Source organism: Paraburkholderia sp. BR10937 (genome assembly GCF_040965695.1).
Lineage (GTDB): Bacteria > Pseudomonadota > Gammaproteobacteria > Burkholderiales > Burkholderiaceae > Paraburkholderia.
The window spans coordinates 117,813-141,365 of record NZ_JBFRCL010000003.1 but is presented as its reverse complement, the minus strand read 5'-3'; the positions used below and the strand labels follow the sequence as shown (position 1 = coordinate 141,365).

Sequence of the window (23,553 nt, the reverse complement as noted above, 5' to 3'; positions counted from 1 at the left end):
ACGGCATGAACGCGCGCGCGAAGCGCGCACGGCACGCTGCAACGGACTCGTCGAAGGCTCGCCCCGTGAAGCTCATCGCGCTGGCCGCACTCTGTGCGGGCGTCGCGCTCGCGGCGAGCGGCTGCTCGTCGATCGGCGCGGCGAGCGGCGCCGCGGCGGCCGCGGCCACGGGCATCGTCACGGCGAATCCTGCCGTGGGCATTGGCGTGGGCATTGCCGTGCAGGCGGCCACCGACGAAGCCGTCGGCCGTTTCATGAAGAGCATGCACGCGGACCAGCAGGCGCTGATCGCCGAGACGGCCGGCCGCCTGCCCGTGGGCGGCATGGACATCTGGCGCATCAAGCACGATTTGCCCGTGGAGAACGGCCACGGCCAGGTGCGCGTGACGCGCGCGTTCGCCAACGCCCTCACGCTCTGCAAGGACTTCGTGTTCTCGGTGCAGGACGGCGAGAAAGCCGACGCGCCCGAGCAGTGGTTCACCGCGAGCGCCTGTCAGGACCAGTCGGGCTGGAAGTGGGCCACAGCCGAACCTGCGGTGGAGCGCTGGGGCACGCTGCAATAACACGTCTTGTCCGCAAACGAAAAACGGTCGCCGGGTGAACGCACCCCGCGACCGTTTTTTATGTCCGACGAACCGTGTGTCGCTCAGGACTCCACGTCCTCGAGGCTGAAGATTTCCGACTGGTCGTTGTACGAGAAGATCTCGCCATAACGGCCCCAGTCGATCACGGTGTCGAGCGTCTCTTCGGCGGCGCCGTCGGAGAGAAAGTCCTCCAGTTCCTGCTCGAAACGCACGCGCGGCGCGCGATGGCCCGGGCGCTCGTTGAGCACCTTCTTGATTCGCGCCGCGAGCGGCACGTGGCGCAGCAGATGCTCGGCGAACATCATCTTGCGCTCCTGCGTGCCGAACTCCGCGAACACGCGCGCGGGCGGCGTGAGCAGCACGTCGCCTTCGCGCACGTCGGCGAAACCGAGGTTCTGCAGCACTTCCGCGATCGGGAACAGGTCGTCCACTTCCAGATGCAGCGAGCGTGCGATCTCCGGCATGTCGGCGCGGCCGTGATACGGCGCCATCGCGAGCGTTTCGATCAGACCGGCCATCAGGTTGGTCGACACGCGCGGCAGCCAGCTGCCGAGTTCGAGGCCCTTCCTGGTGGTTTCGCCGGTCTGGCGCGCGGTCATCTTCGCGTAGATGTCGTCCACGAGCTTGCGGAACGCCGGGTCGAGACGGTTGCGCGGATGCTTGAACGGCACCTTGATCTCGGCCACCACGCGGCCCGGATTCGACGACAACACGAGGATGCGGTCGCACATGAACACCGCTTCCTCGATGTTGTGCGTGACGATCAGCACCGACTTGATCGGCAGGCGGCCTTGCGTCCACAGGTCGAGCAGGTCGGTACGCAGCGTTTCGGCGGTCAGCACGTCGAGCGCGGAAAACGGCTCGTCCATGAGCATCAGCATCGGGTCGACCACGAGCGCGCGCGCGAAGCCCACGCGCTGGCGCATGCCGCCCGAAAGCTCGCGCGGATAGGCGTTTTCGAAGCCGTCCAGACCGATCAGGTCGATGGCGGCCAGCGCCCGTTCGCGCCGCTCGCGCGCGCCCACGCCCTGCGCTTCGAGGCCCGCTTCCACGTTCTGCAGCACGGTGAGCCACGGGAACAGCGCGAAAGTCTGGAACACCATCGCCACGCCTTCGGCCGGCCCTTCGAGCGGCTTGCCGCGCCAGGTGACGTCGCCCGACGTGGGCGAGATCAGGCCCGCGATGATGCGCAGCAGCGTGGACTTGCCCGAGCCCGAGCGACCCAGCAGACCGACGATCTCGCCCTCGCGCAGCTGGAGGTTGGCGTCGTCGAGCACGAGCAGTTCGCCCTGGGTCTTGTTGAAGCCCCGGCACACGTCCTTCACGTTCAGAATTTCTTCGCCGAGGCGCGGCGGGTTCGGGGCCGTCTGCACATCGCCGTGCGCGGCGCTCAGCGTCTTGGGGTTTTGCATCGCGTTACCTTCGATCATTCGTTGTTCGATCAGTCGTCGATCAGTCGAGCCGCAGACGGGACTCGGCATACGTGTACATCGGGCGCCACAGGAGGCGGTTGAACAGCGTGACGAAGAGCGACATCACGGCAATGCCGAGAATGATCTTCGGGTAATCGCCGGCCGCCGTCGTCTGCGCAATGTAGGCGCCCAGACCGTGCGCGGCGACCTTCGTGTCGCCCCACTGCACGAACTCCGCGACGATACTCGCGTTCCACGCGCCGCCCGAAGCGGTGATGGCGCCCGTCACGTAGTACGGGAAAATACCCGGCAGCATAGCCTGACGCCACCACTGCCAGCCACGAATGCGGAAGTTCTTCGCCGCTTCCTTGTAGTCGTTCGGATAGGCGCTGGCCCCCGCGATCACGTTGAACAGGATATACCACTGCGTGCCGAGGACGATCAGCGGCGACAGCCAGATGTCAGGGTTGAGGTGAAAGCGCACGATCACGATCACGAACACCGGGAACAGCAGGTTCGCCGGGAACGCCGCGAGGAACTGCGCAAGCGGCTGCACCTTCTCGGCGATCGCCGGACGCAGGCCGATCAGCACGCCGAGCGGTACCCAGATCACCGAAGCGATGGCGATCAGCAAGATCACGCGAAAGAGCGTGATGAAGCCGAGGCCGAGCACGTGCCACACTTCGTCGAGCGTCACACCCGTGCGTACGAAGCTCACCACGCGCCACACCACGAACACAGTCAAGGCGATCACGAGCACGGCCCACACGGCGTCGCCGATGCGTGCGCGCAAGCCGGGGCGGCCGCGCGCCACGGGCGCGGCGAACGTCACGTTCGGAAACGACGGCAGCTTGATCGGCATGCGCGCCGCCTTGGCGAAGAGCCAGCCGAGCGGCACGAGCAGTTGATGAATGAGATGGGTGCGGCGAATCAGGTCGAGCAGCCACGATTCGGGCGCGTCGCCCGAGCTCGTGTTCTCCATGCGGAACTTGTCGGCCCACGCCACGAGCGGGCGGAACAGGAACTGGTCGTAGGCGAGAATCACCACGACCATCGCGAGGATCACCCAGCCCACGGCATGCAGGTTCTTTTCCGCGATCGCCTGGGCCAGATACGCGCCGACACCCGGCAGCGTGATCGTGTTGTTGCCCACCGTGATCGCTTCGGAGGCCACCACGAAGAACCAGCCGCCCGACATCGACATCATCATGTTCCAGATGAGACCCGGCATCGAGAACGGCACTTCGAGCTTCCAGAAGCGCTGCCATGCGGTCAGGTGGAACCCGCGCGAGACTTCATCCAGATCGCGCGGCACCGTGCGCAGAGACTGGTAGAAGCTGAAGGTCATGTTCCAGGCCTGGCTCGTAAAGATCGCGAAGATCGCCGCGAGTTCGGCACCGAGCACGCGCGAGGGAAAGAGCGCGAGAAAGAACGTGACCGTGAACGAGATGTAGCCGAGCACCGGCACCGACTGCAGGATGTCGAGAATCGGCACGAGCACCTGGCCCGCGCGACGGCTCTTCGCCGCGAGCGTGCCGTAGACGAGCGTGAAGATGAGCGACGCCACCATCGCCGCGAGCATGCGCAGCGTGGTGCGCATGGCGTACTCGGGCAGGTTCGCGGGATCGAGCGAGATGGGCTGCGCCTTCAAGGTGGCGATGGGCGCCATCGTTTCGTGAAAGCCCACGGCCGCCATCGCAATCAGGCCGATCATCAGCGGGAACGCCACGAAGTCCCAGCGGTTCGGCAGCACGCGCCACGCCGAGGCGTTGGCCGTGCGGTTCAGGTTGAAGCTGAACTCCATTCAGACGCCCTCCGCACCGGGTTTCAGAAAGGCGGACGACATGGCGTCCGTGCCGCCGGGCAGACATTGCTCAAGCTGCGGGGATGGCGGATCGATAAAGGCAAGGCGCATGGACTCAGAATTTCGTTGGCGTTGATGACACGGCGACGATGCCGCGGTGGTATACACCGCCCGCGCCGCAGTTGCGGCTGGCAACTGGCGGCTGGACTTGCCTCGACTGAAACGGCACGACACTACTACAACCTTGATGACACTCACAACCGCGTCCGGTACGCCGTGAAAGCCAGACTACACGGGCTTTCGCGGCGCTTTCGCCGGCCTTCTGGAGAGCTTCCAGAACGCGCCGCGCGCGGCTTGTGCACGTCATCGTGATGACGCATCGATGACGCCTTGATGACACAGCAACGCCGCGTCTGCCTCCGTTCCTGCCTCATTCGGGCCGCCAACGCCAGTGGGCGTCGCTTGCGCGCCACACGCTGGCACGTGCGTGAACGGCGCTCGCGAAGCCGCGCCAACCGCGTCTGCGCTACCTCGACCTCGCTCATCGCCGCGTATCGCCGCGCTGACGGCATGCGCCTTGCATGTTAGCGATCCACGCTCGCGCCGCCGTCCGCTCGCGCCGCCTCGCAACGCCGCGCTGACGCTTCGAGAGCGGGCTCGCCAGCCCCGTTCGAGGGGTAAAATCGACACGCTCCGTCAGTGGCGCTCCGACGCCCAGGGGCGCCGATCCCCACGCCTCAATACCACTCACGGACCAGAAGGCCGATGAACAGGAGACTCTTGCGTCAGGCAGCCGGGCCCCTCGGGGTCGTGGTGGTCGCGCTCGTCTGCTGGGCGGCGGCCGACTGGCTCGCGGACCGCATGGTCCGCCAGGAGTTCGAGGCCGCGCTCGCCGCACAACGCCAGGTGATGCGCTCGGTCGTGGACAACATGGCCGAAATGATCGCCAGCGACCTCGCCATGTCGCGCGCCATTCCGGCGACGATGGCCGAAACGCGCGTCGTGCAGCAGGCGCTTACCGGGGCCGCGCATTATGCCGCGTCGAGCGATTCGACGGAACTGGCGCGGCGCAAGGAGTTGCAAGGCGTGCCGGCGCTCGCCGGGGTCGACCGCTTCCTCCACGACGCCCAGGGCTTCTCCGGGCTCGATGCGATCTGGCTCGTCAACGCGAACGGCATCTGCATCGCGTCGAGCAATGCGCTCGAAAAAATCTCCTACGTCGGCGTGGACATGCGTCCGCGCGCGTATCTGAACGACACGCTGCTCGGGGCGTTTTCCGAAGCCTACGGCGTGGGCACGGCAAGCGGCGAGCCCGGCATTTTCGTCGCAGCGCCCGCCTATGACGACGGCCTGCTGGTCGGCGCCGTGGTCGCGAAGGTCAGCATCGCCCGGCTGCGCCACTGGGTGACCCACCCGGGCACCTTCGTCGCGGACAACAATGGCGTCATCATCATGGCCCATGACAGCGCACTCGAAGGACGCGCCTTGCCTGGCTCGCACGTCGCCGAAATGAATGCGTTGGACCGCGTGAACACCTATCTGCGCGAGCACTTCGCGCCGCTCGAGTTGCGCCCGGCATCGAAAACCGCGTTGCGCGAGGCGCCGTGGATCCCGCGCGCTGACGCCGCGCAGATGATCGCCTTGCCGGGCCAGCGCGCGCCAGCCCTCTACGAACAGCGCGGCGGCTTGAACTCCGGGCTCTCGGCGCATCTCGTGGATCCGGTCAACGCATGGTCCGAGCTGATCGCGAACCATCAGCGCGACCGGCTCCTCAGTTTCCTCACGCTCGCGGGCACCGCGGCGCTCGCGGCGGTGATCTCGGTCTCGTGGGTACGCGAGCGGCGCCTGCATCACGCGAGCCGCGATCTCGCCGGGCAGTTGCAGGCCGCGAACGCGCTGCTCGCCGCCGAGGCGCGCCACGACGCCCTGACCGGCGCGCTCTCGCGGCGCTACTTCCTCGACCTGCTGCGCCGCGAGATCGACGCGGCCTACGAGGCAGGCCAACCGCTGTGCATGGCGATTGCCGACCTCGACTACTTCAAGCAGATCAACGACCGCTTCGGCCACCCGGCGGGCGACCGCGCGCTCCAGCATTTCGTGGAGACCTGCCGCGCCGAACTGCGCGCCGACGACGCCGTCGGCCGTCTGGGCGGCGAGGAGTTCGGCATCCTGCTGCCCGCGACCTCGCTAGCCACGGGGCTCATCGTGCTCGATCGCCTGCGCGAGCAGGTTGGCAAACGCATGTGCGTGGAATTGCCCGAGGAAGCGAGCGTGAGCGTGAGCATCGGCGTGACCGAACTTGCGGCCTCGCAGGATCAGCCCGAGCGTCTGATGAGCCGCGCCGATCTCGCGCTCTACATGGCGAAGGCGGCCGGGCGCGACCGTTGCGAGGCCATGACGGCCGAGGGCGTCGTGCCGCCGCGCGCCGCGGCGCCGACCTGGTGAGTGCGCAACGAGCTTGCGCAAACCATCACACGAGGGATGCCCGTACCAGGCTGCGGGGCTCGCCCGGCTCAACCGGCGAGGCGCGGTATCATGGGATGAACGGTGCGCGCCAGTCCATACGGTGCGCACGAGTCAAACCGCGCCACTTCGGTGTTCCGCACAAATCTGGAGGCATGCATGAAGGGAAATCTGGTCATTGTCTGCCGCGATCAGGATGCGCTCGCGTTCGACCAGTTGATGGTCGAGTACGGCGCGTTCCAGACGCGCCTGTCATCGACCGCGTGGTACCTGAAACTCGACGCCACGCCCGAGCTGATTCAGGAAGAGATTCTTGCCCGCCTCGGCAAGTACACCACGCACTACATCTTCGAGGCCGACACCGTGACCTACAACACGGTGGACAACGAGGCCGCCGCCGCGCTCGACACGCTCTTCACGGCCTGAGCGGCTGCGCCCGACCTGACGTGGCTTAGCCTGGCTTATCCTGGCGTCGCTCTGGCGGCGCCTTCGGGCCGAACGTCCGGTTCCTGCCTGGTCAATACCAGCTCAGTACCACGTCGAGCCCATGCGGCCATGCCCCGCCTCTTCGGCGCGGGCTTCCGCCAGACCCATTCCCACGCGATTTACCAGATCTGCGCCGCTTCGGTGACGGTGCGCTCCACCACGTCGAACGCAAACGTCATGCGCACCGCGAGCCCGCCGCTCTCGCCGTTGCCGATCGAGAGCTCGCCGCCCGCGCGGCGCACGAGCCGCTCGACGATCGCGAGGCCCAGGCCGCTGTGCCCGTTGCCGCCGCGCGCCGGGTCGAGGCGCACGAACGGCCGGCTCGCCTGCGTCAGTTCCTGGTCGGGGATGCCCTTGCCGTGGTCGCGCACGGTGAGCGAGAAACCCGTCGGGCCGCGCTCGCTCTCGATCACGACGGGCGGTGCGCCATACGCATGCGCGTTGTCGAGCAGGTTCGAGACCACGCGCTCGAGCGTGGCCGCGGGCAGACGAAACTCCGGCCCCGCGCGCAGACGCGTTTCGATCGTGATCGTCTCGCCGCTCGCCGTGCGATGGTTGCGCACGATGCGCTCGCACTGATCGTCGACCTCGACGGGCTCGCTGCGATCGGCGCCGTCGTGCGCAAACACGAGGAACTGATCGACGATGTGCGCCATCGACTCGACGTCGCGCACCACGCCGTCGCGCACCTTTTGCTCGTCCATCATTTCGGCGCGCAGGCGCAGCCGGGCAAGCGGCGTCTTGAGATCGTGCGCGACGCCCGCCAGCATGACGGCGCGGTCTTTCTCCGTGCGCTCGACTTCCTTGACCATCTGGTTAAAGCCCAGCGTGAGCTGACGCAGCTCGCGCGGCCCGCGTTCGGGCACGGGCGGCACGGGCTCGCCGCGGCCAAAGCGCCCCACCGCCTGGGCGAGCGCGCTCAGCGGCTGCTGCAGCATCCACGCGGCCACGAGCGCGGCGATCACGGCGGTGGCGAAAATGGTGATGACCCAGGGCAGAAACTTGTCGAGCGGCCGCATGATGCGCAGCGGCTGGCCCGGCAGCACGATCCAGCGAGCGTCCTGCGGCCCGCGCACCCAGAGCGTGGGCGGCCCGCCGGGCGGCCCGACGCGCACGTCGGTGCCGGGCGGCATGCGGTCGCGCACTTCGTCGATGAAACGGCGCAGCGGCTCGGGCATGCGGTCGGTGACCGGCGGCACGGCAGGACTCGCCGGATCGACGAGTTGCACGCGCGAAGGCAGCGGCTGGTCGGGCTCGCGCTCGACGTGCTGGCGCACCGCGTCGACGAGGAAGGTCGCTTCCTCGACGGCGTAGCGCGTTTGCATCTGATTGTGTTCGACGCGCATGAGCGTGAACCAGGCGACGTGCGACACCAGCAGAACGCCGATGAAGATGACCGCGAGGCGCCCGAACAGCGAATCAACCGGCCGGCGCATGGTTGCCCTGCTCTCCGTCGGGAACGAACACGTAGCCGCGCCCGCGTACGGTCTGAATGAAGCGCGGCGTGGACGGGTCGCTTTCGAGAATGCGCCGCAGACGCCACACCTGCACGTCGATGCCGCGGTCGGTGCCGTCGTACTCGGGACCGTGCAGCAACTCCAGCAGGCGCTCGCGCGTGAGCGTACGCATGGGGTGGTTCACGAAAATCTTCAGGAGCGCGAACTCGCTGCCCGACAGCATGATCGGCTTGCCTTCCTGCTGCAGCGTGCGCGACTGGAAGTCGAGCGTGAAGCGGCCGAACGCGTACGGCTCGCGCTGCTCGGGCGCCGCGGCCGAAGGCATCGTGCGGCGCCGGCGCAGCACCGCCTGCACGCGCGCGAGCAGCTCGCGCGGGTTGAACGGCTTGCCGAGGTAGTCGTCCGCGCCGAGTTCGAGGCCGACGATGCGATCCACGTCGTCTGCGCGCGCCGTCAGCATGATCACGGGGATGTCGTCGCCGGCCGCGCGCAGCTTGCGCAGCGCGGTCAGGCCGTCCACGCCCGGCATCATCAGGTCGAGCACGATCAGGTCCGGGCGCTCGCGCTCGAGCCGCCGCTCCAGCGAGCCGGCGTCGTGCAGCACCGAGACTTCCATGCCCTGGCGCGCGAGATAGTCGCGCAGGAGGTCGCGTAGTTCGAGGTCGTCGTCGACGACAAGGATTTGAGTAGCCATGGGATGAAGTGTAACGCGCGCGCACGGGCCGTTTGCTTACAGCTCTTCCAGCTGGGTTACGAGGTGTTACCGCGAAAGGCGCGTGTAATGTTGCGTAATCTCGGCGGCCCGCCGCGTAACACGCGCTGCCTGCCGGGTCGATACGCTAGGGACACCGGTTGCGAGCGCCACCACTTTCCGGAAAGCGCCGCGCCAGACCGGATAAAACCCTCATGGATTTGTCAGGAGCATCACCATGTACAAGACGACTTCGCGCCTTCTCGCCATCGCTGCTGCCTCGCTCGCGCTCACCGTGGGCGCCACCGCCGCCAACGCCCAGACCCCGCCGCCCCCCGGCGGCCCCGGCATGATGCACGGCGGTCCGGGCATGCACGGCGACTTCATGCTCGGCTTCAAGAAGCTGCACGACAAGCTGAACCTGAACGCCGCGCAGGAAAAGCAATGGCAGGCCGCGCTCGACACGATGAAGCAGAACGGCCAGGCCATGCGCAAGAATCATGAACAGATGAAGCAGCAGTTCGATTCGATGAAGAACCAGCCGATCCTCGACCTGAACGCCATGCACACGGCGCACGAGCAGGTCGAGCAGCAGAACCAGCAGCTGCGCGAGCAAACCACGCAAGCGTGGCTCGCCTTCTACAACGGCCTGAACGACCAGCAGAAGACGACCGTGAGCACGGCGATCAAGGAACGCTTCGCGAAGATGGAGCAGCGCCACGAGCAGATGCGCGAGCGCTGGGAGCAGCACCACAAGGGCGGCGCTTCGGCACCGGCTGCACAGCAGTAATCGCGTAACACGCGCAAAAGCGCGACAAAGCGCCGCGGGGATTCGCACCCCGCGGCGCTTTTTTCATGGCGCGGGCGGTTGCCGGCCGCTGCCGGTCAAAGGCTCAGGCGAGATCGAACAGCAGCACTTCGGCCGCTGCGCCCCTCGCGAGCGCGACGCCCGCCTCGGCCTCGATCATCGCGGCATCGCCGGCTTCGAGGCGCTGGCCGTTCACGTCCAGCGCACCGCGCGCCACATGCAGATAGACGCGCCGCCCGGCCGGCACCGCATACTCGACGCGCTCCTCGCCGTCGACGAGCGCCGCGTAGATCGAGGCATCCGACTGCACGGTCACCGAGCCGTCGCGCCCGTCTGGCGAGGCGACGAGGCGCAGCCGCCCGCGCTTGTCGGCGTCGTCGAAGCGCTTTTCCTCGTAGCCGGGCGCGCCGCCGCGCTCGCGCGGCAGCAGCCAGATCTGCAGCAGGTGCGCTTCCTCTTCCTTCGAGCCGTTGAACTCGCTGTGCATCACGCCGGTGCCGGCGCTCATGCGCTGCACGTCGCCGGGGCGGATGGTCGAGCCGTTGCCCATGCTGTCACGGTGTGCGAGCGCGCCGGAAAGCACATAGGTCACGATCTCCATGTCGCGATGGCCGTGCGCGCCGAAGCCCTGGCCGCCCGCGATGCGGTCGTCGTTGAGCACCCGCAGCGCACCGTAGTGCATGTGCGCTTCGTCGAAATAGTCGGCAAACGAAAAGCTGTGGTACGAGTCGAGCCAGCCGTGGTTGGCATGGCCGCGTTCGTCGGCGCGTCGGATAGTCAGCATGGCAATCTCCGGTCAATCATGTCGATGTCCGAAGGTAAGGGCGGCGGCCCACTTGCACAATCCGCAGCGGCGCACCGCATCGTTTCACCAGCAACATCAATGCGCTGCGCTGCCGACGTCGCCCTGCGTCAGACCCGCACGCCCCCCGGCTTCGGGTAAAATACCGCGCTTTTCGGCCGGCGTGAGCCCTGATGGCCCCGGGGTGGACACCCCGTGGCGATTATCCGCCCCGCCAGCACGCGCTGCCGCAGGGGCCGGAGTGCGTCGCGCTTTCCGACCCGCATTTTTGATCACCTAGAATGGCGGCCAACGGCCACGAGCCGGTCCGCCTTGCGTCGGCCGCGCGCCCCTACCGCGCCGCGCCGCCCGTATCAGTCGTGCATGGGACGGAGTCAGTGCTAAAAAAAGCACTCGCTCCGGCTCGACAGGAGAATGATGAAGAAGTTTGCAGTGTGCGTGGCGCTCGCCCTGATCGCAGGCAGTGCCGCCGCCAAAGAGTGGAAAACCGTGCGCATCGGCGTGGACGCCAGCTATGCGCCGTTCGAATCCAAAGCGCCGAACGGACAGATCGTCGGCTTCGATGTCGACCTCACGAAAGCCCTGTGCGCGCGCATGAACGTGAAGTGTGTCTGGGTCGAAAACGACCTCGACGGCATCATCCCGGCGCTCAAGGCTCGCAAGTTCGACGCGATCGTATCGTCGCTGACCATCACGCCGCAGCGCGCCCAGCAGATCGACTACTCCGCGAAGATGTTCGATGCGCCCGCACGCATGCTCGCGCGCACGGGCTCGCCGCTTCTGCCCACGTCGGCTTCGCTCAAGGGCAAGAACGTGGGCGTCGAGCAGGGCTCGACCCAGGAAGCGTACGCGAAGGCGCACTGGGCGCCGCAGGGCGTGAACGTGATCTCGTACCAGAATCAGGATCAGGTCTACCAGGATCTGATCGCCGGGCGCCTCGACGCCACGCTGCAAGACGAGGTCCAGGCGGATTTCGGCTTCCTGAAAACGCCGCGCGGCAAGGGCTTCGCGTGGGCGGGCCCGGAAGTGGAAGACCCGGCGACGATCGGCGACGGCACCGCCATCGGCCTGCGCAAGGACGACGCCGAACTCAAAGCGAAGTTCAACACGGCGCTGGCCGCGATTCATGCGGACGGCACGTTCGACAGGATCGCGAAGCAGTACTTCGACTTCGATATCTACAAAGGCAAGTGAACGGGAACGCACACGCAGGTAAATAAACAACGAGACACCCACCGCTCGCGCCTCGCGCCACGACACATTAAAGCCCCGGGGGCTCCCCGATAGACCGCCACCGGGCTTCGTATACAGTCACAGGCGCGCTCACGAGCGCAATCGCATCGGCCCGCGCGCGACCAGGCTAAAAACCGCGCGGCCATGACCGGATTTGAACCGCGGCAGACAGCCGCGCCTTTCGCGGTGTGAGAAACGCACCGTCAAGGACTCGCCCATGTTTCTTCAAGGCTACGGCCCGCTGATCCTCGCCGGCACCTGGCAGACCGTCAAGCTCGCCGTGCTGTCGCTCGCGCTCTCGTTCGTGCTCGGGCTGATCGGCGCGGCGGCCAAGCTCTCCAAAAACCGCCTCGCGCACGGCGCGGGCACGCTCTACACCACGCTCATTCGCGGCGTGCCCGATCTCGTGCTCATGCTGCTGCTCTTCTACAGCATCCAGATCTGGCTGAACAACCTCACCGACATGCTCGGCTGGGATCAGATAGACATCGATCCGTTCCTCGCGGGCGTGGTCGTGCTGGGCTTCATCTACGGTGCGTACTTCACCGAGACGTTCCGCGGTGCGTTCCTCGCGGTGCCGCGCGGCCAGCTCGAAGCGGGCCACGCGTACGGCATGACGGGCTGGCAGGTGTTCACGCGCATCATGTTCCCGCAGATGATGCGCTTCGCGCTCCCCGGTATCGGCAACAACTGGCAGGTGCTCGTGAAGTCCACGGCGCTCGTCTCGATCATCGGCCTCGCCGACGTCGTGAAGGCAAGCCAGGACGCTGGCAAGGGCACGCTGCGTTTCTTCTTCTTCACGCTGCTCGCCGGCGCGATCTATCTCGTCATCACCACGGTCTCCAACTTCGTGCTGATGTATCTCGACAAGCGCTACTCCACCGGTGTGCGCAAGGCGGATCTCTGAATCGCGCGAGGCCAAGACCATGCAAGACTTCGTCCAACTGATCCAGCAATACTGGCGCAACTACCTCTTCTCCGACGGCTACCATTTCAGCGGCGTGGCCATCACGTTATGGCTGCTCGTCATCTCGATCGGACTCGGCTTCTGCCTCTCGGTGCCGCTCGCCGTGGCCCGCGTGTCGAAGAGGAAGTGGCTCGCCGGGCTCGTGTGGCTCTACACCTACATCTTCCGCGGCACGCCGCTCTATGTGCAGTTGCTGCTGTGCTATACGGGCCTCTACAGCCTCGAGATCGTGCGCAACCACGAGCTCACGAGCGCGTTCTTCAGGAGCGGCATGAACTGCACGCTGCTGGCGTTCACGCTCAACACCTGCGCGTACACCACCGAAATCTTCGCGGGCGCGATCAAGGCGACGCCCTACGGCGAGATCGAGGCCGCGCGCGCGTACGGCATGTCGCAATTCACGCTGTACCGCCGCGTGATCCTGCCTTCGGCGCTGCGCCGCGCCCTGCCCTACTACAGCAACGAAGTCATTCTGATGCTGCACGCGACGACCGTGGCCTTCACGGCAACCGTGCCGGACATCCTGAAGATCGCGCGCGACGTGAACTCGGCAACGTATCAGTCGTTCGGCGCGTTCGGCATCGCCGCACTCCTGTACCTGATCATTTCTTTCACGCTCGTGTGGCTGTTCCGCCGCGCGGAGCGCCGCTGGCTCGCGTACCTGCGACCGCAAGGCAAGTGAGCCCGCGAGGGCGTGTTTAAAGGTCAATTGATGAATTCCCAGAAGCAGAAGCTGTTCGTCGACTCCATCCACAAGAAGTACGGCGACAACGAAGTCCTCAAGGGCGTGTCCCTGAAAGCCAATGCAGGCGACGTGATCAGCGTGATCGGCTCGTCCGGATCGGGCAAGAGCACGATGCTGCGTTGCATCAATTTCCTCGAGCAGCCCAACGAAGGGCGCATCGTGGTGGACGGCGAGGAAGTCGCCACGCGCGCGGACAAGCGCACGGGCGCCCTGCACCCCGCCGACGCAAAGCAACTCCAGCGCGTGCGCACCAAGCTCGCCATGGTGTTCCAGCACTTCAACCTGTGGTCGCACATGTCGGTGCTCGAGAACGTGATCGAGGCGCCCGTGCACGTGCTGGGCTTGCCGCGCAAGGAAGCCGAAGAGCGCGCACGCACCTATCTGGAGAAGGTCGGTCTCGCGCCGCGCGTGGAGAAGCAATACCCCTCGCACCTCTCGGGCGGTCAGCAGCAGCGCGTCGCGATTGCCCGCGCGCTCGCCATGCACCCCGACGTCATGCTGTTCGACGAGCCCACCTCGGCGCTCGACCCCGAACTCGTGGGTGAAGTGCTCAAGGTCATGCAGAAACTCGCCGAGGAAGGCCGCACGATGATCGTGGTCACCCACGAAATGGGTTTCGCGCGCAACGTTTCGAACCACGTCATGTTCCTGCACAAGGGACTCGTGGAAGAGGAAGGCCAGCCGGCCGAGGTCTTCGCCAATCCGAAGAGCGAGCGCCTGCGCCAGTTCCTTTCAGGCAGCCTCAAGTAAGACGACTCACTGGGTCGCGGCCTTTCGGCCATGTAGTAAAAGTAGTTTTACAAGGCGCTTACAGCGCCTTTTCTTTTTGGGACGTTCGTCCTCGAAAAGCCGTCCGTTTAGCCGCAAAAACGGCGTTTTTCGCATTACTCCTTGTGAAATCCCTCGTCAATAGTGGCAATCCTGAACTCAGCCATTCAACTGACGTGAGTCCCTTGTCCCGCAAGCTTTTCGACCTGTTTGTAGTATCTCTCTGACCACCATCCAGGAAGACCATATTGCAATTTGACGACATCCCGGGGTGCGAGCACGAATTAGTTCGCCAGCGCGGACCTTTTTTGCTAAATTAGTAACCAAAGTAGCAAAACAAAGTTCATTAAAAGTAGTTTCACTTCAAAAAGAACGGGAGATGCCAGTCAACCAGGGGACCTGCAAGACGACCCAGCGCGGGTCATGCAGCGGCACCAGCCCGTACGCCGGTCCTCGGGGTAATTCTCCCTCACGCGACGATTTCTGTTCGCAGCGCCGCCAAGCGCACGGACGTCTTTCGCAGTACTAAGGTTGACTCTTTGACAGGGTATGGAGGAGAAGATGAAGAAAGCTTTGCTCGCCGCAGCATTGATGTCGGCTGGCGTGATCGCGCATGCACAAAGCAGCGTCACGCTCTATGGCCGCCTCGACATGGGTGTGGCGTATATGAACGGCATTGGTGCCGGCAGCGGCGCGAATGGTCAAGCCACCCACGGCTCCAGCCAGGTTCAGCTCGAAAGCGGCTACTGGGGCACCAGCCTCTGGGGCATGAAGGGCGTTGAAGACATCGGTGGCGGCAACAAGGTTCTGTTCCACCTGGAAGGCAGCTTCAGCACCGCGAACGGCTCGCTCGGCTCGGCCGGCTCGCTCTGGAATCGCTGGGCGACTATCGGTGTAGCGAACGACCAGTTCGGTACGCTGCTGGCTGGCCGCATGCTGTTCATCTCCAACGGCATTTGGGACTTCGACCCGTTCGGTCAGTCGAACTGGTCGTCGGCTTCGATGGTCCGTGGCCGCAACTGGCCGCAATCGAGCAACAACATTTCGTACCAGTCGCCGAACTGGTACGGCTTTGACGTGTACGGCCAGTACGCGTTCTCGAACGCGACGAACTGGAACGGCAACAACACGACGCCGTCGGGTCGCGAAGCTGGCCTGCAACTGACCTACACGAGCTCGTTGTTCCAGATCCGCGGCCTGTATGACGAAATCCGCAATCCGAACAATGGTCAGCTCGGCGGCCTGTACAACGCGCTGGACGGCAGCACGAAGACGCCGCTCTCCACCTCGCAAGGTAACGGCAACGGCGTATTCGCTTACTCGCGCGATTACATGGCCATGTTCAACCTGTTCCTCGGCGCGTTCAAGGTTCAGGGCGGCTACGAAGCCATCCGTTCGTCGGGCATGAATCCGGGCATCATCGGCCAGCCGACCACGCTCGACCACGAGTGGGGCGGTGTGACGTGGCAAATGACGCCGGCTGCAGCCCTGATCGCAGCGGTCTACCACGTCAACGCGAACAACGGCGGCGGCAACGCCACGCTGTACACGATCGGCGGCTCGTACAACCTGTCCAAGCGCACGCTGCTTGACATCCAGGCAGGCACGGTGCAGAACAGCAAGACGGCCAACTTCGGCCTGAACGCCAACAACTTCGGTACGGCTGCAAGCACGGGCAACCCGGTTCCGGGCCACAGCCAGGTTGGCGTGTACGCAGGTATCCAGCACTCGTTCTAATTCGAAGCGAGTGTAGAAAGAACAGCTACATCGACGTTTTCACGCTGCTGCGAGAGGCGCGTATCGGTGCGATGTCCGAAAGGGTATCGCACCGTTTTTTATTCTGGGGACGGGCCGCGCAAGCGGCGCCGTCCCCTTTTCTATGGGTGCTTCCGGTGCTTCGAAGGCGCGCGGCCTCAGACCGCCGCTTCGTTTTCCTCGCCCGTGCGGATGCGGATCACGCGCTCCACGTCGGTCACGAAGATCTTGCCGTCGCCGATCTTGCCGGTGCGCGCCGCGCCGATGATCGCGTCGATCACCTGGTCGGCCTGGGCGCTCGCGACCACCACCTCGATCTTCACCTTCGGCAGAAAGTCGACCACGTACTCGGCGCCGCGGTAAAGCTCCGTATGGCCCTTCTGGCGGCCGAAGCCCTTGACCTCGGTGACGGTCAGGCCCGTGAGGCCCACTTCGGCGAGCGCCTCGCGCACTTCGTCGAGCTTGAACGGTTTGATCACGGCAGTAATGCGTTTCATGGCGAACCTCGTCTCGTTATCGGATTTGTCGAAAATTTCGGAACATATCGGGATTCTACGCTGTGCGGCCGGGGCTCACGCCGAGGGCTTGCCCGCAGGCGCCGCGCTCGCCCCGCCCGCTTCGTCGGGTACGCGCTCCAGATCGGCGAGCCAGACCACCGACTCCGAATCGCTGGGCGCGCGCCAGTCGCCGCGCGGCGAGAGCGAGCCGCCCGAGCCGACCTTCGGCGCATTCGGAATGCAGGTGCGCTTGAACTGGCTCTGGCGGAAGAAGCGGTCGAGGAAAATACGCAGATTGCGCTTGATCGACGCGAGATCGTACTGATTGCGCGCGACCTTCGCGTTCTCGGGCCACGCGCCCGCTTCGCGGTCACCCCACGCGTGGCGCGCGAGGAACGCGACCTTCGAAGGCGCGAAGCCAAAGCGCAGCGTGTAGTAGAGGTTGAAGTCCTGCAATTCGTACGGGCCGATCGTGCTTTCGGTTTTCTGCCCGGGCGCGCCATCGGACTTGCCGGGGATCAGCTCCGGGCTGATGTCGGTGGCGAGAATCGCTTCGAGCACGTCGCGCCCGCTCTCCCCGTTCTGGCCAATCTGGCCCGTTTCGGCCACCCAGCGCACGAGGTGCGTGATGAGCGTTTTCGGCACACTCGCATTCACGTTGTAGTGCGACATGTGATCGCCCACACCATACGTGCACCAGCCGAGCGCGAGCTCGGAGAGATCGCCCGTGCCGATCACGATCGCGTGGTTGAAGTTGGCGAGGCGGAACAGGTGATTCGTACGCTCGCCGGCCTGCACGTTTTCAAAAGTGATGTCGTAGGTTTCCTTGCCTTCCGAATACGGATGGCCGAGGTCTTCGAGCATCTGCATGCAGCTTTGGCGAATGTCGATTTCGCGCGCCGTGCAGCCCACCAGCGCCATCAGTTCGCGCGCCTGGCGCAGCGTGCGCTCGCTCGTGGCGAACCCGGGCATGGTGTACGCGAGGATGTTCGCGCGCGGCAGCCCGAGGCGATCCATCGCCTTCGCGCAGACGAGCAGCGCATGCGTGGAGTCGAGGCCGCCCGAGACGCCAATCACCACCTTCTTGATGCCCGCCTGCGAAAGCCGCTGCACGAGCGCCTGCACCTGGATGTTGTAGACCTCGTTGCAGCGCTCGTCGCGCCGCTTCGGATCGGCCGGCACATAGGGGAAGCGCTCCACGCGGCGCGAAAGCGCGAGCGCATCGCGCTGCCATGCGCCCTCGCCGGCCAGCTCGCATGAAATCACGCGGAACTTCGCGACTTCATCGGCGTGGCGCCGGACCGAATCGCCGAACGTGGTCTGGCGGATGCGCTCCTGCTGCAGCCGCGCGAGATCGACATCGGCGAAGATGAGGTGCGAGTCGTCGGAGAAGCGCTCCGACTGCGCGAGCAGTTCGCCGTTTTCGCACACGAGCGCGTGGCCGTCCCAGGCCATGTCGGTGGTCGATTCGCCCTTGCCCGCCGAGGTGTACAGATACGCGGCGAGACAGCGCGCCGACTGTTGCGAGACCAGCTGCTGCCGATAGCCCGCCTTGCCCACCACGACGTTTGACGCCGAAAGATTGACGAGCACCGAAGCGCCCGCGAGCGCCGCGAACGACGACGGCGGGATCGGCACCCAGACGTCCTCGCAGATTTCCACGTGAAAGCGCAGACCCGCGACCTGCGGCACCTCGAACAGCAGCGACGCGCCGAACGGCACGTCCGCGCCGGCGAGACGTACGGTGTCGGTGCTCGCGCTATCGGCAGCGCTGAACTGGCGCGGCTCGTAGAATTCGCCGTAGTTCGGCAGGAAGCTCTTGGGCACGACGCCCGCCACACGCCCGCCCGCCACGACGGCTGCGCAGTTGAAGAGCGAATGCCCCGCGCGCACCGGCAGCCCCACGATCATCACGAGCGGCAGCGCCGCCGACGCTTCCACGATCTGCGCGAGCGCGCGCTCGCAGGTGTCGAGCAACGCTTGCTGATGGAACAGGTCGTCGCAGGTATAGGCCGAGAGCCCAAGCTCAGGGAACGCGACGAGCGCCGCGCCCTGCGAGGCGGCCTCGCGCGCGAGCGCGAGCGTCTCGCTGGCGTTGAATGCGGGATCGGCCACACGGCAGCGCGGCACGCCCACGGCCACGCGCGCAAAGCCGTGCGTATAGAGATTGAAGAAGCGCTCTTTCATTTCGATAACCTTGAGGCGGGCGCGCTGCACACGCAAGCGCGCGCTCTGACGTTCGGGCTGCTTGACACCGCTTGATGCCGCTTTGGGGCCGCTCGATGCTGCCTGGCTGACGCCGCTGCACGAAGCGCGGCGGTCCTCACCCGCTCGGGACGTTTGCTTTACCATGACCGTTTGCCGCGCCAGGCGCTGCTGAACGACCCAAGCCGCATCCCACGCCAACGGGCACGCATGAAACAGGAACATTTCGATTATCGCACGGGCATCCTCGGCTCACCGTCCGAGGTCGACGCCGCCGAATGGAACGCGCTGCTCGCGCGCCAGGCGCAGCCTACGCCCTTTTTGCGCCACGAATTCCTCGCGGCGCTCGACGCCACGCGCTGCACCACGCCGAACGAGGGCTGGGCCGCGCAATTCGTCACGCTCACCGACACGCGCACGGGCCGCCTCGCCGCCGCCGCGCCGGTGTATCTGAAGGGCCACTCGTACGGCGAGTACGTGTTCGACTGGGCCTGGGCCGACGCGTACAAGCGCAACGGCCTCGAGTACTACCCGAAGCTCCTGTGCGCCGTGCCGTTCACGCCGGTGCAGGGCACGCGCCTGATCGCCGCCGACGCAACCGCGCGCCGCCATCTGGCCGCGACGCTGCTCGCCTTCGCCGAGCAGGCCGACGTCTCGTCGCTGCACGTGCTCTTTCCGACCACGGAAGACGCCGAGGCGCTGACCGATCTCGGCATGATGCAGCGCGAAGGCGTGCAGTTTCACTGGCTCAACGACGGCTATCGCGACTTCGACGACTTTCTCTCCACGCTGGAGCAGAAGAAGCGCAAGAACATCCGCGCGGAACGGCGCAAGGTGCACGACGCGGGCGTGACGATGCGGCGTGTGCGCGGCGAGGACATCAGCGACACCGAGTGGCGCTTTTTCAGCCGCTGCTACCGGCAAACCTACCGCGAGCATTTCTCTTCGCCGTACCTGAATCTCGACTTCTTTCGCATGATCGGCGAGACGATGCCGGAGAATCTGCTGCTCGTGATCGCCGAGCGCGAAGGCAAGCCGATCGCGAGTTCGCTCGTGGTCTGGCAGCGCGGTGAGAATGGCCAGGGCGGTACGCTCTATGGCCGCTACTGGGGCGCGCTCGAACACGTGCCCTGTCTGCACTTCGAGACCGCGTATTATCAGCCGCTCGAATTCTGCATCGAGGAAAAGCTCGACGTGTTCGAAGGCGGCGCGCAAGGCGAACACAAGATGGCGCGCGGTTTCCTGCCCACCGCCACGCGTTCGGCGCATTGGCTCGCCCATCCGGCGTTCTCGGATGCCGTCGCGCGCTTTCTCGAGAGCGAGACGAATCATATTCACGCCTACATGCACGAACTCAATGAGCGCAATCCTTTTCGAGCGTGATTCGCGCGTTGCCCGCAAGTAAAATTCACGCGCGGGGCGTCCTGAAACGCCCGCACCCATAACGATCATCGCTTCCAGAACTATGCCGTGGTTCCTCTACATGCTCGAATGCGCCGACGGCAGCGTCTACACGGGCATCGCCATCGACGTCGCCGCCCGCTTCGCCCAGCACGCGAGCGGCACGGGCGCGCGCTACACGCGCTCGCGCAAGCCGGTGCAGGTGCTCGCGCAATTCGAGTTCGCCGACCGTGCGCGCGCCTCGAGCGCCGAGTACTGGGTCAAGCGCCTCACCCCGCGCGAAAAGCGCGCGCTCGCGGCCGGCGCGCGCACGCTCGAATCGGTCCTGCCCCCGCTGCCCCCGGAAGCAGCCCCGGAAACCGCAGCGACCGAATGAGCAAACGCCTCGCCGCAAGAGCGTTTGCTCTTTTCATCGAACGCGCCGTCTAAAGCCTAAAGCCGCCGCAGCCCTCGCCGTTATTGCTCACAAGACGCCGGTCTTAGCCCCCGGCGTGCGCTCTCATTTCACCTCGCAAGCCGAAGGGACCGGTGAAGCATGAAGAGACCCATTAAAACGGAGCCGAGCCGGTTTGCCCCCGGGTGGCACGGATTGCGGCGCACGACCGCGGTCCTGCTGCCGTTATGGCTGCTCGCTGCCGTCATGGCCGCGATCGCCGCGGTCAGCCTCGCGATCATGTCGATCCTGCTTGCCTATGTGGCGGGGGAAAGCAGCTGGTCGAAGGGCCAGAAGGACGCGGTCCACGCGCTGGAGCGCTACGCGCGCACCGGCGACGAGGCGGACTACCGCGCGTTCCTCGCCGGCGTTGCGGTGCCGCTCGGGGACCGCGCGGCCAGGCTGGAGATGAACCGCGCGCAGCCGGACACCGCAGCGATCCGGCACGGTTTCGAGCTGGGCCGCATCGCGCCCGCCGACATGGACGGCATGACCTGGGGTTACCGCACGCTCAAGAACACGCCGTGGATGCGCCCGGCCGTGGCCTTCTGGGAGACCGGTGACCGCTATATCCTGCGTCTTGCCGATACGGGCGAACGCCTGCACGCGCTCGTTCGGGCGGGCAAACTGCACGCGCCCGAATCCACCGGCCTCGTGCAGGAACTGCGCGAGATCGACAGCCAGCTCGCGCCCATCGAAAGCGGCTTCTCCCGCTCGCTCGACGACGCGGCGCGCGCCACGCGCTCGCTCCTCACGCTCGCGCTCGCCGCTTCCGCGATCGTGCTGCTCGGCGTGTTCTCGCAATTCATCCGCCGCGCGCTCGCTCGCAGCGACCGCCTCGAAGCCGAAGTGCGCAAGAACGAGGAGCGCCTCACGCTAGGCTTCGAAGGCATCAACGCCGGACTCTGGGACTGGGAGGTCGGCAGCCGGCAATGCTACTTCTCGAACTGGCTCTACGAGCAGCTCGGCTACGACGTGGGCACGCGCTTCGAAAGCGACACGGGACTCAGCCAGCTCGTCCACCCGGACGACCTCACGCTCGTGCGCCACGCGCTGCGCCAACACCTTGCGCGCGCAACGACTTTCGACGTGGAGTTTCGTCTGCGCACGCTCGCGGGCAGCTACTGCTGGTGCCGCGCGCGCGGCCAGGCGGTGCGCGACGCGCGCGGGCGCGCCGTGCGCATGGTCGGTTGCCTGTTCGACATTTCCGAACTGAGGACCGCCGAAGCGAAGGCCTATACCGAACGCGAACTGGCGGAGGTCACGCTGGCCTCGATCGGTGAAGCCGTGATCCGCACCGATGAGCACGCGCGCGTGACCTACTGCAACGCGGTGGCCGAACGCATGCTCGGCCGCGCGGCCGCCGGGATGCTCGCGCAACCGTTCGACGCGATCTGCGACCTGCGCAACGACGCGCAACAACAGCAGCGCTTCGATCTCCTGATGAATTCTCTGGCGGCAGGCAACGCAGGCGGCGCGAGTCTGCATGTGTTGCGCCCGAACGGCTCACGTCTCGCGGTCGACTACTCGGTGTCGAGGCTGCGCGACGCGCAACGCCGTGTGATCGGCACCGTTATCGTGCTCTACGACGTGAGCGCGCTGCGCGAGCATGCCGCCCGCCTCGCCTACCAGGCGACCCACGACGAGCTCACCGACATCTACAACCGCCGCGAATTTGAGCGGCGTCTGGCCGCGTTGCTCGACGAGAGCGCTAGCGCACCTGCCGGACAGCCTGGCCACGCGGTCATGTTTCTCGACCTCGACCAGTTCAAGGTCGTCAACGACACCTGCGGCCACTCGACCGGCGACGAGCTGATCCGCCAGGTTTGCCGCGTGCTCAAAAGCGGGTTGCGTGGCGAGGAGATCATTGCGCGCCTGGGTGGCGACGAATTTGGCGTCGTGCTGCCGCACTGCACGGCCTCGCACGCGTCACTGCTCGCGGAGAACCTGCGCTCGGGCATCGCCGCGATCCGCTTCACGGGCGCCGGGCGCATCGTGCAGACGAGCGTGAGCATCGGCCTCGTCGGCGACGCGGCGGGACTCGTTTCCGTGAAAGAGGTGATGAAGGCCGCGGATGTGGCGTGCTACATGGCGAAGAAGAAAGGCCGCAACCGCGTGCACCGCTTTCGCTATGACGACGAGGAACTCTCGCAGACGCACGCGCAGATGGCGTGGGTCTCCGACATCAAGGCGGCGCTCGAGAACGGCCAGTTCTGCCTGTTCGGCCAGAAAATCCTCTCGCTCGCGCAGTCGTCCATATCGGCATCGGCGGCCGACGACACGCACGTCGAACTGCTGCTGCGCATGCAGTCCGCCTCCGGCGCGCTCGTCGAGCCTTCCGCGTTCATCGGCGCGGCCGAGCGCTTCGACCTCATGCCGGCCATCGACCGCTGGGTGATCGCGAGCGCATTCGCGATGATCGCCGAAGGCACGCACGATTACGGCACCTGGTCGATCAACCTCTCGGGCGCCTCGCTCGGCGACGAGCAGCTCGCCGACTATATCGAGGAACAGCAGCGCATCTGGTCGATCCCGTTCGAGCGTGTGTGTTTCGAGATCACCGAAACCGCCGCCATCACGAACCTGGACGAGGCGATCACGCTCATCGAACGCCTGCGCGCGCAGGGCTGCCGCTTCGCGCTCGACGACTTCGGCGCGGGCATGTCGTCGTTCAACTACCTCAAGCATCTGCACGTCGATTATCTGAAGATCGACGGCAGCTTCATACGCGGCATCATCGACAGTCCGCTGGACCAGGCCATCGTGCGATCGATCAATCAGGTCGCGCACGCCGCGGGCAAGCTGACGATCGCCGAGTGCGTGGAGGACGCCGCCATCGTGGACTGGATGATCGCGATGGGCGTGGACTACGCGCAAGGCTATGCGGTGGGCAGGCCCGCGCGGCTCGACATCCTGCGCGGGCCCGAACTGCGCGACGTCGCAGAAGTAGGCTAAACGGGCCTGTGAGAGTCGCCGGTTCACAAGAGTGTATTGACAACAGCTACACACCGCCCTATTATGTGTATCTAATGTACACACATC

Annotated in this window: 19 protein-coding genes; 12 read left to right on the top strand and 7 right to left on the bottom strand. The window is 65.8% G+C overall.

Features of this window, described 5'->3' with window-relative positions:
* Window positions 1-5 precede the first annotated feature (5 nt).
* Window positions 6-563, top strand: a complete 558-nt coding sequence (locus AB4Y44_RS04095) for a hypothetical protein (RefSeq protein ID WP_342921082.1) — start codon at window positions 6-8, stop codon at window positions 561-563.
* A gap of 83 nt (window positions 564-646) precedes the next feature.
* Here AB4Y44_RS04095 and AB4Y44_RS04090 read toward each other — a convergent pair whose 3' ends face one another.
* Both AB4Y44_RS04090 and AB4Y44_RS04085 read right to left on the bottom strand, forming a co-directional pair.
* Window positions 647-1,996 carry a nitrate/sulfonate/bicarbonate ABC transporter ATP-binding protein gene (locus tag AB4Y44_RS04090; RefSeq protein ID WP_342920955.1) on the bottom strand — a complete coding sequence of 450 codons (1,350 nt, stop codon included), beginning with the start codon at window positions 1,994-1,996 and terminating at the stop codon, window positions 647-649.
* 40 nt (window positions 1,997-2,036) lie between these two features.
* Entirely contained in the window at window positions 2,037-3,800 is a 1,764-nt protein-coding gene (locus AB4Y44_RS04085; protein WP_368698779.1) for an ABC transporter permease, read from the bottom strand.
* A 765-nt stretch (window positions 3,801-4,565) separates the two neighbouring features.
* Here AB4Y44_RS04085 and AB4Y44_RS04080 point away from each other — a divergent pair.
* Both AB4Y44_RS04080 and AB4Y44_RS04075 read left to right on the top strand, forming a co-directional pair.
* Window positions 4,566-6,245 carry a diguanylate cyclase gene (locus tag AB4Y44_RS04080; RefSeq protein ID WP_368698778.1) on the top strand — a complete coding sequence of 560 codons (1,680 nt, stop codon included), beginning with the start codon at window positions 4,566-4,568 and terminating at the stop codon, window positions 6,243-6,245.
* 177 nt (window positions 6,246-6,422) lie between these two features.
* A complete protein-coding gene (locus AB4Y44_RS04075) occupies window positions 6,423-6,689 on the top strand; it encodes a hypothetical protein (RefSeq protein WP_028207711.1) in 267 nt (88 codons plus the stop codon).
* Window positions 6,690-6,868: 179 nt separating this feature from the next.
* Here the strand turns inward: AB4Y44_RS04075 and AB4Y44_RS04070 are convergent, their stop codons facing one another.
* Entirely contained in the window at window positions 6,869-8,185 is a 1,317-nt protein-coding gene (locus tag AB4Y44_RS04070; RefSeq protein WP_368698777.1) for an ATP-binding protein, read from the bottom strand.
* The gene (locus AB4Y44_RS04065; protein ID WP_368698776.1) at window positions 8,169-8,900 is read right to left on the bottom strand and encodes a response regulator; all 732 of its coding nucleotides are present in this window, start codon (window positions 8,898-8,900) and stop codon (window positions 8,169-8,171) included. The genes AB4Y44_RS04070 and AB4Y44_RS04065 overlap by 17 nt, the downstream gene beginning before the upstream one ends.
* A gap of 235 nt (window positions 8,901-9,135) precedes the next feature.
* On the opposite strand from AB4Y44_RS04065, the gene AB4Y44_RS04060 reads away from it, so the two are divergent.
* On the top strand, window positions 9,136-9,687 hold the full coding sequence (locus AB4Y44_RS04060; RefSeq protein ID WP_368698775.1) for a periplasmic heavy metal sensor: 552 nt from the start codon (window positions 9,136-9,138) through the stop codon (window positions 9,685-9,687).
* 103 nt (window positions 9,688-9,790) lie between these two features.
* On the opposite strand, the gene AB4Y44_RS04055 is transcribed toward AB4Y44_RS04060, so the two are convergent.
* Window positions 9,791-10,489 (bottom strand): pirin family protein, encoded by a 699-nt coding sequence (locus AB4Y44_RS04055; protein WP_042271642.1) that lies wholly within the window; start codon window positions 10,487-10,489, stop codon window positions 9,791-9,793.
* A gap of 435 nt (window positions 10,490-10,924) precedes the next feature.
* Here AB4Y44_RS04055 and AB4Y44_RS04050 point away from each other — a divergent pair, with 435 nt between their 5' ends.
* The 5 genes from AB4Y44_RS04050 to AB4Y44_RS04030 all read left to right on the top strand — a co-directional run bounded on the left by AB4Y44_RS04050 (window position 10,925) and on the right by AB4Y44_RS04030 (window position 15,957).
* Window positions 10,925-11,701 carry an ABC transporter substrate-binding protein gene (locus tag AB4Y44_RS04050; protein WP_368698822.1) on the top strand — a complete coding sequence of 259 codons (777 nt, stop codon included), beginning with the start codon at window positions 10,925-10,927 and terminating at the stop codon, window positions 11,699-11,701.
* A gap of 256 nt (window positions 11,702-11,957) precedes the next feature.
* Window positions 11,958-12,647, top strand: coding sequence for a histidine ABC transporter permease HisQ (locus AB4Y44_RS04045; RefSeq protein WP_342920949.1), 690 nt, complete (start codon window positions 11,958-11,960; stop codon window positions 12,645-12,647).
* Window positions 12,648-12,666: 19 nt separating this feature from the next.
* Window positions 12,667-13,389 (top strand): ABC transporter permease, encoded by a 723-nt coding sequence (locus AB4Y44_RS04040; protein ID WP_254318956.1) that lies wholly within the window; start codon window positions 12,667-12,669, stop codon window positions 13,387-13,389.
* 30 nt (window positions 13,390-13,419) lie between these two features.
* The gene (locus AB4Y44_RS04035; RefSeq protein WP_342920947.1) at window positions 13,420-14,202 is read left to right on the top strand and encodes an ABC transporter ATP-binding protein; all 783 of its coding nucleotides are present in this window, start codon (window positions 13,420-13,422) and stop codon (window positions 14,200-14,202) included.
* A 579-nt stretch (window positions 14,203-14,781) separates the two neighbouring features.
* Window positions 14,782-15,957 (top strand): porin, encoded by a 1,176-nt coding sequence (locus AB4Y44_RS04030; protein ID WP_254355771.1) that lies wholly within the window; start codon window positions 14,782-14,784, stop codon window positions 15,955-15,957.
* 176 nt (window positions 15,958-16,133) lie between these two features.
* Here AB4Y44_RS04030 and AB4Y44_RS04025 read toward each other — a convergent pair whose 3' ends face one another.
* Together AB4Y44_RS04025 and AB4Y44_RS04020 are read right to left on the bottom strand one after the other, a co-directional pair.
* Complete coding sequence (locus AB4Y44_RS04025) at window positions 16,134-16,472, bottom strand: P-II family nitrogen regulator (RefSeq protein ID WP_342920946.1); 339 nt, start codon at window positions 16,470-16,472, stop codon at window positions 16,134-16,136.
* A gap of 75 nt (window positions 16,473-16,547) precedes the next feature.
* Window positions 16,548-18,659, bottom strand: a complete 2,112-nt coding sequence (locus tag AB4Y44_RS04020; RefSeq protein ID WP_368698774.1) for an NAD(+) synthase — start codon at window positions 18,657-18,659, stop codon at window positions 16,548-16,550.
* Window positions 18,660-18,887: 228 nt separating this feature from the next.
* Here AB4Y44_RS04020 and AB4Y44_RS04015 point away from each other — a divergent pair, with 228 nt between their 5' ends.
* From AB4Y44_RS04015 to AB4Y44_RS04005, 3 genes are all read left to right on the top strand, one after another.
* Window positions 18,888-20,060, top strand: coding sequence for a GNAT family N-acetyltransferase (locus tag AB4Y44_RS04015; RefSeq protein WP_368698773.1), 1,173 nt, complete (start codon window positions 18,888-18,890; stop codon window positions 20,058-20,060).
* An 82-nt stretch (window positions 20,061-20,142) separates the two neighbouring features.
* Complete coding sequence (locus tag AB4Y44_RS04010) at window positions 20,143-20,454, top strand: GIY-YIG nuclease family protein (RefSeq protein WP_368698772.1); 312 nt, start codon at window positions 20,143-20,145, stop codon at window positions 20,452-20,454.
* Window positions 20,455-20,613: 159 nt separating this feature from the next.
* Window positions 20,614-23,466 (top strand): EAL domain-containing protein, encoded by a 2,853-nt coding sequence (locus AB4Y44_RS04005; RefSeq protein ID WP_368698771.1) that lies wholly within the window; start codon window positions 20,614-20,616, stop codon window positions 23,464-23,466.
* Window positions 23,467-23,553 lie beyond the last annotated feature (87 nt).